The organism is Komagataeibacter oboediens, from assembly GCF_018491655.1.
Taxonomy (GTDB): domain Bacteria; phylum Pseudomonadota; class Alphaproteobacteria; order Acetobacterales; family Acetobacteraceae; genus Komagataeibacter; species Komagataeibacter oboediens.
This window is the reverse complement of record NZ_JABLUU010000033.1, coordinates 1-11,475: the sequence shown is the minus strand read 5'-3', so window position 1 is coordinate 11,475 and position 11,475 is coordinate 1. Positions and strand designations below refer to the sequence as shown.

General features: G+C 70.2%; 5 protein-coding genes. All 5 read right to left on the bottom strand.

Annotation, left to right across the window (positions count from 1 at the left end; translation table 11 throughout):
- A partial coding sequence (locus HNO79_RS16005) for an SGNH/GDSL hydrolase family protein (RefSeq protein ID WP_214165916.1) occupies positions 1-1,637 on the bottom strand: 1,637 nt, incomplete at its 3' end.
- Between the two features lie 63 nt (positions 1,638-1,700).
- Entirely contained in the window at positions 1,701-5,624 is a 3,924-nt protein-coding gene (locus tag HNO79_RS16000) for a cellulose biosynthesis protein BcsC (protein WP_214165915.1), read from the bottom strand.
- Between the two features lie 7 nt (positions 5,625-5,631).
- Positions 5,632-6,792: an acyltransferase family protein gene (locus tag HNO79_RS15995; protein WP_214165914.1), complete on the bottom strand. Its 1,161-nt coding sequence runs from the start codon at positions 6,790-6,792 to the stop codon at positions 5,632-5,634.
- Positions 6,793-6,876: 84 nt separating this feature from the next.
- Positions 6,877-7,548 (bottom strand): SGNH/GDSL hydrolase family protein, encoded by a 672-nt coding sequence (locus HNO79_RS15990; protein ID WP_214165913.1) that lies wholly within the window; start codon positions 7,546-7,548, stop codon positions 6,877-6,879.
- A gap of 141 nt (positions 7,549-7,689) precedes the next feature.
- A partial coding sequence (locus HNO79_RS15985) for a cellulose biosynthesis cyclic di-GMP-binding regulatory protein BcsB (protein WP_214165912.1) occupies positions 7,690-11,475 on the bottom strand: 3,786 nt, incomplete at its 5' end.

Sequence of the window (11,475 nt, the reverse complement as noted above, 5' to 3'; positions counted from 1 at the left end):
GCCATGATTTCATGCCCGGCCTGGTTGGGGTGGGTGGTGTCAGGGTTCCATCTGGTGGTGTCGAGAACGTTGGCAAGCGGCAGGCCGGGGGCGAAGGGGTCGAGGGTGATGTCGGGCGCAAGGACGCCGCGGGCGATGGCGTCATGGATGGCGGCGCGGGGGGCGCCGGTGGTCTGCGCCTCCTCGATGAGGGCGACGGTGTAGCCCGCCTGCTTCAGGCGGCCGGTGATGGTGGCGAGGTTGCGCACCGTCTCGTCGGTGGGGATATGGTTGCCCGGCAGGTGGTCGTTATAGCCGCCGAACACCACGGCCAGCCTGCGCGCGCCCCCGCGGGCGACGGCTTCGGCCGCGGGCAGCATGCCCAGCATGTGCCGCGTCGTCGCCCCCGACACCGCCAGGTTGTAGCTGCGGTACCGCGCGAAGCGCTGCATGAGGTAGGGCCAGTTGCGGCCATCCGGCACCACGAAGCCTTCCGTGCGGCTGTCGCCGATGGTGACCAGCACATCGCGCAGCTGCGGCATGGCGTCGTCCGCCACCGCCCCGGCCACGGCGAAGGCCTGCGCCTCGTCGGGGGTGGGGGCGTGGTCTGCGATGACGATGCCGGTCCACTGTCCCGTATTGCGTCCCTGCGCGAACCATGGCCCGCCATCGGCATTGTAGCCGATATAGCCGCCCGCCAGCGTGCCGCCGGGCAGGGCCCCGGGCAGGGTGGCGCGCGCATTGCCCGACTGCAGCACATAACCACCCGGCCCCGCCGCCACGCCGAAGGCGGCTGGGGAGGAGGTGACGACCAGCCCCGTGCGCTGGTCGGGGCTGCGCGGGTCGGCGACATGGACGAACCCGTCGAGCGAGTAGCTGCCCATGAAGGCCTTGAACTCCCGCCCGCTGCCTGCCTGCCCCAGCAGGACCGGCACGGGCACGGCGGCATTCCCCGAATTGGCCGAGGCATAGGTGCCCGTGGTCCCGAAGAAGAAGCCGTCGGATGCGACCTTCACCCCGTCGGGCAGCACGAAGCCGCCGGGACCGTTATCCTCGCCCCAGGACAGTGTCTCGTGCCCGGCGATGCGGATTTCACCGATATGCACGACATGGCGGCCCGGCGTCGCGGTGATGTGGTTGCCATGGCCGGACTGGTCATACACCCGCAGCACGGTGGCGAAGCTGCCGCGGTCACGGGCGGACAGGGCGCGCTGCAAGGCGGCCGTATCCAGCCGGCCATCGCCGCCAATGGCCAGCGTGGTGGTGACCGTCCGGCCCGCCACCGTCGTCCCGATATCGAGGGCGGGCCCGACATAGCCGCTGACCAGCCGCACCGGCCCCCCGGCAAAGACGGTGTGCCCGCCAAAGGCGTCGCCGGGCAGGCGGGCGGGCACGCGCGCCCACCGCGCGGCCCCGTCCGCCACCGATACCGCCCGCCAGGCCTGCCCCCCCGCCTGCCACAGGTCGCCTGCCGCGTAGCCGCGACGGGCGTCGTCATCGGCGCGGGGCGCGCGGTCCAGCCCGCCGGCGGTGGTGTCGGCGGCCGGCACGCAGACCGTGTCCCCGCCCGCATCCGCCGGGCCCCCCGCCGCGTGCGCCGTTGCCGTGCCGGCCGCCATGGCCGCCATGAGGACGAAAGCCTGTCTGCGCAGTGTCATGTCATGCTGTTCCCGAAAGTGGCGGGGCACCCGCGGGCGCCCCGGCCGTGAGGGGTAAGGGGGTTACTGGCCATCGAGGGTATAGTGCGCCATCCACATGCCGCTGGTCTCCGACCAGCTGCCCGCACGGCTGTAGCCGCCTTCCAGCCCGATGCGCAGGCGGTGGTCCAGCTGATAGACCAGACGCCCGCGCATGTTGCCCGCCAGCCCGCTGGCCCCGCTGTCGCCATAATAGCTGGGCGGACTGCCATCGGCCTGGCCCTGCAGCTGCGCGCTGGTCGGGAAATACGACGCGGCGTTGCTGTGGTAATACTGGTAGCCCGCCTCCCCGCGCAGGAACCATGTCCAGCGCCGGTTGTGCCCGGACCATTCGACCGGCACCATGGCGCCGAAATACTGCCGGGGCGAGAAGTATCCGCCCTGCCCCCATGTAAAGAAGTAGGCATTGCGCTTGTAGCCGAAATACATGAGGTCGAGCCCCACGCGCAGCCACTGCCGGTCATGGTCCTGCCACACGGTGGCGCTGCCGCCGGCGCCGGCCTCGGTCTCGGTATTGCCGATGACGTTGGTGCCGCCGAGATAGGCGAAGCCGCCCCCGGCATAGGCGTTCCACCCGCGCGCGGACCATTCCAGCGCGCCATGGCCGAACAGCCGCGTCACCCCGCCCCACAGCTTTCCGGTGCCCGGGTCGCGCTCGCCGGCATAGGACAGTTCGCTGTCGGTCACCATGCGCCGCCCGCCGCTTATGCGCAGGCCGAGGTTGCGGGTCAGGCGCGGGGCGAATTCCAGCCCGCCCACCACATTGGTGATGGGAAAGCCCAGCGGGGAGGAGCCCACGTCGGCCGCGAACCAGCGGTTGACGTAATTCAGGCTCAGCCCCACGCCCTGCGTATAGTAATGATGGTAGCCCCAGGGCCGCGCCCCGTTGACCGCGACAGTCCCGAACTGGTGGGCGGAGACGGCATTGGTCAGCGGGTCGCCGGTGAACAGCAGGGTCGGCGTGACCGAGAAGGACAGCCGGTGGTCCCATGATTCAAAGGGCAGGGTCGCGGTGATGGGCACGGCGAATTCCGTCAGCTGCCCCAGCCCCGCGACACCGGTGCGGCTGCGCACGAAGGTATTGGCGTCGAACTGCGGCGACACGGAATCACGCAGGTAGACGATCTGGCGGTCCATCGCCTGGGCGCCGTCATCCTCGGGGATGTAATGGTAGCTCGCCGGCAGGGTCGCGCCATGCAGGTCCATGTATTCGCTGTCGATGAGGGGCCAGCGGTAATCGGACACGAAGCTTTCATGCCCGCCGCATTCCCCTTCCCCGTCCAGCGTGCACTGGGCGTGGCGGGCATGTTCCACATCCGCCAGCTGGCCGCGGCTGTTGCCCTCGATGCGCTCGATGTCGGAACGGACTTCCCAGCTCATCGGGCCGTCGGGGTCCTCGTGCGCCAGACGGGTGGCGTAGCCCTTCGCCTGCGCCAGGCGGTGCGCGCCGCCCGCGTCGCGGGCGGCGGCGGCCAGGGCGTAGATGTTCGCAGGCTTCAGCCGCAGCGCCGTCTCGTCCTCCTCCAGCGCGCGCGTGGCCATGTTGCGGGTCTGGTACACCCGGCCCATGGCCAGGTGGGCCTCGACGGAATCAGGATGGGCGCGCAGCACGGGGGCCAGCACCTGTGCCGCCTGCGCCGTCCGGCCATAACGGTCGAACCCGTCGGCGGTCATGATCGCAAGGCCGATGGCGACCTGTTCGCGCGCGCGGGCCTGGTCGGCGGTGACATCGGCGGGACGGGCCTTCGCCATGGCGTCAAAGGCGTCAAGGCAGCGCGTCGTGTCGAAAGCGGAACGCAGGCGCAGGTAGGTCCCGGCATAGGCCAGCATCTGCGCGGGCGTGGGCGGCTGCGTCAGGCTTTCCCCGCGCGCCAGCGCCTGGCGCGCGTCCTGCGGCGCATGGCGCGCCAGCAGGGCGGCGGCAATGCGCATGCCACGCTCGCCCGTGGGGTCGGGCTGGTCAGCCAGCGCCAGCACGGCGGCATTGCCGGCCACGGGCGCGTGGTTGAGGGCGGCAATCCGCTGGTCCAGCACCACCAGGCTGGCCAGGCGGTCCATGTCCGGCGTGCGCCCCGTGCGGGGCATGCGTTCGAGCAGCGCGCCGGCGGTGGCCGTATCATGGCGGCCCATGGCGTAGATGATGCCCGCCTGCAGGGCCTGCGCGGAGGCATTGCGTGGCGCGGTCAGCGCGTCCATCATCGCCTGCGCCGCCGCATGGTCGCCCGCGTCGTCCAGCGCGTGCGCCAGCTTCAGGCGCACCCACGGGTCATCGGGGTCCAGCGCCTGCGCGCGGCGCAGCAGGGCAATGCGCCCGTCATCATCCCCCGCCCGGTCGGCCTGCGCCGACAGCATCATCGCCTCCAGCCGCCGCGCCGTGGCCGGGGCGAGCCGCTGCAGGCGGGTCAGGATGTCCGCGGCTTCCGTGGCGTCACCCACCTGCACGTCCAGCGCGCCGAGGCTGAACAGCGCCCCGGCATCGCGCGGGGCGCGGCGCACGACCTCGCGGTACAGCCGCACGGCGTCCGCCGTGTCGCCCTGCCTGCGCGCCAGCGCCGCCTGCAGCGACAGCACCGTCAGCCCGTAGCCCGGCCGGCGGCCCAGCGTGGCAAGGTCGGCGCGCGCCGCGTCATAGCGCCCGGCATTGATGGCCTGCACGATCCGCGCGACCAGCGGGTCCACGCCGCCGCCGCCCGTCTCCAGCGCCTTCAGCGCCGCGCGCCAGTGTCCGGCCGCATCGGGACCGGCCTGCATGGCCTGCAGGAAATACTGCCGCGCCAGCGCCGGCTGCTGGCGTGCCTGCGCCACCAGCCCCAGCCCGCCCAGCGCGTCGGGGTCGTGGGGGTCGATCTCCACCGCGCGGTGGAACTCGCGCGCCGCCGCGTCCAGCATGTGCCGCGAGAGCAGCGCATAGCCCTGCTGGCGGTCATTCGCCGCGTCAACGCCGGCCTGCGTCTCCTGCGCCTTCTTCAGGCGGATGGTGAACTCCGTGTCATCGGGGTGCTGCGCCAGCCATTCATCATAGAGCGGGATGCTCTGCCCCGTGATCGGCTCCCACAGCAGCGCGTCGCGCCAGGCGGCGACCGCATCGCTGCGGATCTGGGCCGATACGTTGGAGCGCGCCAGCGCGCGCAGCCCGTCCAGCCCCTCGGCGCGCGAGGTGACGCGATAGGTCAGGATCCGGTCCAGGCACAGCCGCGCGTCGATGTCGCGCGGGTTGCGCGCGACCCAGGCCGCAAGCTTGGTGCGCGCTTCCTGGTATCCCAGGATGGTCGCCCCCAGCACGCGGTAATATTCCAGCGCCAGGTCGGGCGGCGGGTCGCCGTTCTTGAACAGGGCCTTGTATTTGAACATCGCGGGCATCATCCTGCCCGATGCCGCCAGCGCGCGCGCTTCCGCCAGCGCTCTGGGGTCCACCGGACCCGCCTGGATCTGCGCCTTCAGCTGGGCCACCAGCCCCGCCGGCGCCCCCTGGCGCTCCAGGCGCTCGAGCGTGCGCGTGGCCTGCGTCGTGCCGCCTTCGGCCATCTGCAGCCGCCCCTGCAGGAACAGGGCCTCGTTATTATCGGGTTCGATGGACAGCGCGCGCTGGATCGTCTCGTGCGCCTTGCCCAGGTTATGCTGGCCCAGCCAGTAATACCCCTGGTCAAGCAGCAGTTCGAGCACGGCTGCCGCATGCGCCAGATGCGCCGCATCCGCCACCGTGGCGGGCGGCATGGGGGCAGGCTGCCCGGGCGGCGCGACCGCGGTGGCGGGCGCACCCGCCACCGCCATGTGGCTGTCCTGCGCGCAGGCCACCCCGCCCGATACGATCAGGCCGGCCATCACGGCGCAGGCCAGCCGCAGGCCGCCCTCGCGCCCGCGCACCGCGTCACGCAGCAGCACCCAGCGCGCGGGGTCACGCCGCCACGCCGCCCCGTCGCGCGGGGCGGGCCCGCGCGGTCGTGTCATGTCATCCTTAATGGACACGGGACACATGGGAGATATAGGCCAGGACCGCCGCCAGCCCCAGGCAGGCCGCCACCAGCAGGGCCGCGCCGCGGTTGCGCGCGGCGACGGGGGCGCGGTCCTCGTAATCGAGGCCGGTGCGTTCGACAAGGACGTAGCTGAGCAGGCTGACCACCATGACCAGCGCCAGCACGCCCGCCATCATCGCCCCGTGCACCTGGAAGAACAGCAGGTAGTTCGCCACCACGATGCCCGGCCAGTGCCACAGATAGACCGAATACGAAATCACCCCCAGCGGCGACAGCGGCACCAGGCACCACCGCCCCACCCGCGTGTCGGGCAGCATGATGATGAGGACCACCGCAACGCACGGGAACACCGTCATCCATGACGGGCACGCGTAGCTGAGGGGGTAGAACAGCCCTGCCCCCATGATCACCGCAACCGCCGCCGCATAGACCGCGTCCGCGGCAGCCGGCGGCAGCTTCGGGCGCGGCAGCATCCACACCATCGTGCCCAGCGCGAACTGCCACAGCCGGTCGAGGATGTTGTAATAGGCCTGGCTGTCACCCGTATGCCAGGCATAGGCGCAGTATGCCGCCGAGGCGCTGAAGATGGCCGACAGCACCAGCCTGCGGTGCCGCGTCAGCGGCAGCAGCAGCGCCATGATGAAGATGATGGCGTAGAACTGCATTTCCAGCGACAGCGACCACGTGTGCAGGAACGGATAGGCCACCGCCTGCCCCTGGAAATACCCCACATGCCCCGACGCCCAGATGTTGGACAGGTACACCAGCGCATACGCGCCATTGAGCGCGATGTCGGCGCGGTCGCTCTGCAGCACCCACCACAGCATCCCCGCCGAGACCAGCGCCACCATGCACAGCAGCGCCGGCAGCAGGCGGTACAGCCTGCGGCATACGAAGCGCACCGGCTGGAACGGGTGCTGCATCAGCGCCGAGCGCCCCATGAAATACCCCGAGATCACCACGAAGACATCGACGCCGATGAACCCGCCCTTCAGCCACCCCGCATGGAACAGCACCACGAGCGCGATGGCCAGGCCACGCAGCCCGTCAATGTCGCGCCGGCGGTTCTTGGGGAAGAAGTCGTTTTCCAGGATGGTGCGCCAGCGGCCGGGCGCGGGTGGGGTCGGGTTGAGTTGCAGCATCAGTGGGTTTCCATGGCGTGCGCCAGTATCGGGCAGGGCGGCGGGCGCCCGGTGTTCCGGGCCGCCCGCCGCGTCAGGACGGGCTTACTGCGCGGGCGCGGGCGGCGCGTCCTTCAGCTTCTCCAGTTCGGGCAGCGTCGCCTGCACGATCGCATCGCCCCAGACCCTGTAGCTCTCGGGGGTGGCGTGGATGCCGTCGATGGTGTTCACGCTGCCCTGCTTGAGCAGCGCCGTCCCGTCGACATAGCTGCACGGCGCGACCTCACCCTTGAGGAAGCTCGCCATTTCCGTCGCGCGCTGGTCGGTCTTGCCATAGCGCGGGCTGAACTGCCCCCAGGTCGGCCCGACCCAGATACACGCCGTCTTGCCGATGGCGTAGGTCAGCGTCTTGACCTGTTCATCCACCCAGTCCTTCGACACGGCATTCTGGCCATACGCCGCCATCGTGTCGCCCAGGATGACCATCACCACGTTGGGATGCCACTTCTCGATCAGCGAGGTGATCGGCGGCGGGGAGGCCGGCTTCATGTTGGGTGCGCCGATCGGCGCATCCCCCACGCGTTCGGCAGCGCCACAGCCATTGTTGGGGTTGGACACCACCCAGTCGGCGGCGGTGGACGAGCACACGCCATACGTCACGACCTTCGCGCCCTGCTTTGTGAACTCATCGGGCAGCACCGAGAGCAGGGAGTCCTTGAAGGTGACGTGGCTGTCGCCAATGATCAGCAGGGTCAGGCCTGCAAGAAGGGCATTCATTTCGTGTTTCTCCAGTTGGGGATTGGTTCGGAAAAGTGCCGTGTCCGCGCACCGGGCAGGCCGGGCCGTCCCGGCGTGCCGGCGGTCACGCCGCCACGCCAGCGGGCATCGCAGATACGCAAGGGAGGTGTATATGACCTATCACAACTCCCCCGTCAGATCGTCGCGCGCGATCCGCCTGCGCGACCAGCCACGCAGCCACGCCCAGACCCCGAGTGCCGCCAGCCCCGCCCCGGCCAGCCCCGCCAGGTAAAGGGCCGAGGGATGGTGGCCCAGGAACCAGTCAAGGCGCAGCCACAGCGGCAGGGAGCCCACGGTATAGACCGGCGCCGTGCGGTAGCTGGTGAACCGGTCCCCGTTCTTGAGCACCAGATCCCCCTGCAGCGACGGCAGGTCGCCCTTGTTGCGCAGGCTGAGCACCAGGTCATGGATGCGTTCGGGCGTATCGCCCGTGAACGCCACGACCGAGCGCTGGCTGTCATAGGGCGACTGCGCGGCCAGCAGTACTCCCGCCTCGGCGATCGGCGCGTTGAGGTTGGCCGTCACCCCGTCCTTCAGCCCGGCGTGGTCATGGTCCTGGAACAGGTACCAGATCCCCTGCAGCCCCATACGCTGGCCCACCGTGATGTGCCGGTCGTGGATCACGTAGGGCGAGCGCGCCAGCAGGCCCGACGCCGCCCCCCCCAGCTGCGCCGCCGTGCCCAGCACGACGATGTCGCCCTTCGGCGGGGTCTGCGCCACCTCGTCCGCGCCCATGACCGTCACGCCGGCCGCCGGATACCATGTCGACGCGCCAAAGAAGCCCATGAGGTCGAGGAACGCCCCCGTCGTGCCCGTGTCGGGGTGGTCGGGCAGGACGACGGTCGTCTCCGACAGGTCGGCCATGCGCGAGAACGGGAAGGCGGCCTCGGCGAAATAGGACAGGTTGGGCATCTCGGCGAAGTGGTAGCCGCGACGGAAATCCAGCGTGGAATCCGAATCCACGCTCATGTGGATGTCGCCCGGCGTGCGGCGGCACGCGCCCCGGTCGATGGGACGGGCGTCAAAGTTGAACTGCAGCTGGTTCTGCCCGAACAGAAGCCATGGCGGCAGCGCCGTGACATGCCCCACCGCGCCCGCGTGCTGGTTGACCAGGCGTTCGGACCATTTGCGCCACAGCCCCGGCGGCGAGAGCGTATAGCTCTGCAGGTAGTTGTTGTTGAGGCTGACATCCACGCGCGAAGTCTCGAGGTCCACCACCGGGCCACCGGGGGCGCGGACCCACATGTTCATGAGGAACGGCCGCCCGCGCCACGTATACAGGTCCGGCGGCAGGTGGAACGGCAGCGTCATGCCCGCGGGTGCGAAGCCGCCGCCCTGCAGGTCCGCCGCCCCCACCAGTTCGCCAAAGCGCACCGGGCGGTCCGTCGGCACGAAGGCCGGCGCATCATAGGGGTGCCGCGTCTCGAGGCTGACATCACTGACCACCTTTGACGCCACCCCGCCCAGCGTATCGGGCGAGAACACCAGCGCGCGCGCGGCGACCTCGACCTCCTGCGCGGTGCGGCCCGTCACCACCAGCACCGTGCCCCAGCGGTCGTTGGGGTTGGCGACTTCGGCCAGCATCGGCCCGGCGGGCCTGCCGCCTTCGGCGTCAACCGGCAGGTTCACCCCCACCTCCACCGCGTTGCCCGAGGCGGGGATGGTGGTCGAGACCGGGAAGGACAGCTTGCGGAAATCGGCGATGCGGCCAAACCACGACGCCACCAGCCCCGCCGCCCGGAGCGCCCCCCTGTCCCCCGTCGCCGGCAGCACGACCGGCACGCGCAGGGTGGAGCGCTGGTTGGGATCGAAGAAGGGCGCGGGCAGGCGCGAGAGCTTGCGTTCGGGCGTGATGCGCACCGTCGTCAGCGTGATGCGTGACATGTCCGAGATGCGCGCCCACAGGATCTCGTTGAACAGGTCGTTGCAGTCGCGGCGGTATTCCCCGGCGAAGTGGAAATTGAGCTTGTTGTCGCCCGTGAAATACAGCGGGTCGATGTCAAAGCTCACCGGCCCGAACTGCGGGTGCTGCGGGTCCACCTTCAGCGTGCCCACATACTGTTCGTTCAGCGTGACGGTCACCGCACTCGCCTCGGGCAGCAGCGAGGGCGACAGCGCGCCCGACAGCGTCAGCTGCGCATGCGTCACCACCCGGTTGGCCGGCACCACCACGTCCAGCCCCTGCAGCGGGGAATAGCCGCGCAGCGTCAGCGGCCCCGTCGTCGCGCCAAGGTTGCGGAACGTGAGCGTGCGCGTCACCTCGGCATCGCTGATCCGGTCGGCAACGGCCGGGTCAATGGCCGGCAGCGCGTCGGGGACAACCCCGGTATTGCTGTCCCCGAACGGCGTTTCCGCCGTGACCCCCGACTGGTCCGGGGACGGCGCCTCCTGCGCCATGGCCGCCGGGACCAGGGCCATAAACGCGACAAACAGGGCGGCGGATGCGGTAGCGCCATGACGCGCGCTACGGGGGACAGGTTTCAGCACGAAGCTTTGTTTCTCCAGTTTCTCTTCCGTGGCGGGAAGCTCGCCTTCCCCCATTTCATGCAGTGCGCGCGGCGCCTCCGCCGGGCGCCGCCGCAGCAGCCCGCCTATGCTGCGGAACACCATCGCCAGGCTGCGCAGCGGGCGGTCGGGCGCGAAATCCGCCCAGCCGGCCCAGGCGTCGTTGCGGCCGAAGACCATGCTGACCACCTGGCGTTCATCCTCCAGGTCGCGCACGGCCCACCGCAGCCGCAGCGTGCCGTCGCGCGCGTCCAGCACCCGCGCGGGCACGCCGACATGGATGCCGTCGCGCGCGCTGTCGTACCGCACGGTGACCTCGCCCCCCACCATGTCCGGCGTCGCAAGCCGCGTGCCCACCGCAAGGCCGCCGAGCGAGATGTCGTGCGTATGCCCCTCCATCTGCCGGCCATGGGCGTCGGTCACCACCACGGGCAGCCGCACGCTCACGCGCGGCGCGTTGCGCGTCTGCCGCGTCTCGCGCCCCACCGCGATCGACGCCAGCACGATGATCAGGCTGATCACCACCCACAGCGTGTTCAGGATGAAGGACTGCAGCGCCAGACGGTCATGGAACTGCCACACGATGCCGAACACCCCGCGCAGCAGGGCCGCGCACAGCACCCCGGCGAGGATGACGTTGGGATAGACCGCGTCCCAGTCGAAATACCCCCGCGCCAGCAGGCCGCCCTTGTCCGTCACGTTGAACTTGCCCTTGTGCGGCTGCAGCAGGGTGACGATGGTGATGCGCACGAGGAACAGCGCCAGCGAGGTCTCGTAGATCTCGCTCCAGAAGGAATAGCGCCACCGCCCCTCGATGCGTGACAGGGTAATGACCGAATGGAAGATGTGCGGCAGCGCATAGACGCTGATGGCCAGTGGCGAGGCGGCGATGATGTTCTGCCCCAGGAACAGGAAGGCCAGCGGCGAGACCAGGAAGGTCAGCCGCGGGATGGCGAACAGGAAGTGCGACATGGCCGACAGGTAGCAAAGCCGCTGTTCCCACCGCAGCCCCGCCCCCAGCATGGGGTTGTCCAGCCGCATGATCTGGATCATGCCACGCGCCCAGCGCACGCGCTGGCCGATGTGCAGGATCAGCCGTTCGGTCGCAAGGCCGGCGGCAAGCGGTTCGCGCAGGTAGGCCGTCCCCCAGCCCCGGCGCTGCATCTTCAGCGCGGTATGCGCGTCCTCGGTCACGGTCTCGGTGGCGAAGCCGCCGATGCCCATCACCGCCTCGCGCCGGATGATGGCGCAGGAGCCGCAGAAGAACGTCGCGTCCCAGAAGTCGTTGCCGTCCTGCACCAGGCCATAGAACATGTTGCCTTCGGGCGGCACGTGCATCCCGCCGGCGAGGTTCCGCTGGAACGGGTCGGGGGCGTAGAAATGGTGCGGCGTCTGCAGCAG

Bases quoted from the DNA above. Each gene is read 5' to 3' on its own strand.
- HNO79_RS15995 (WP_214165914.1), bottom strand. From the start codon at position 6,792: ATGCTGCAACTCAACCCGACCCCACCCGCGCCCGGCCGCTGGCGCACC.
- HNO79_RS15990 (WP_214165913.1), bottom strand. From the start codon at position 7,548: ATGAATGCCCTTCTTGCAGGCCTGACCCTGCTGATCATTGGCGACAGC.
- HNO79_RS16000 (WP_214165915.1), bottom strand. From the start codon at position 5,624: ATGACACGACCGCGCGGGCCCGCCCCGCGCGACGGGGCGGCGTGGCGG.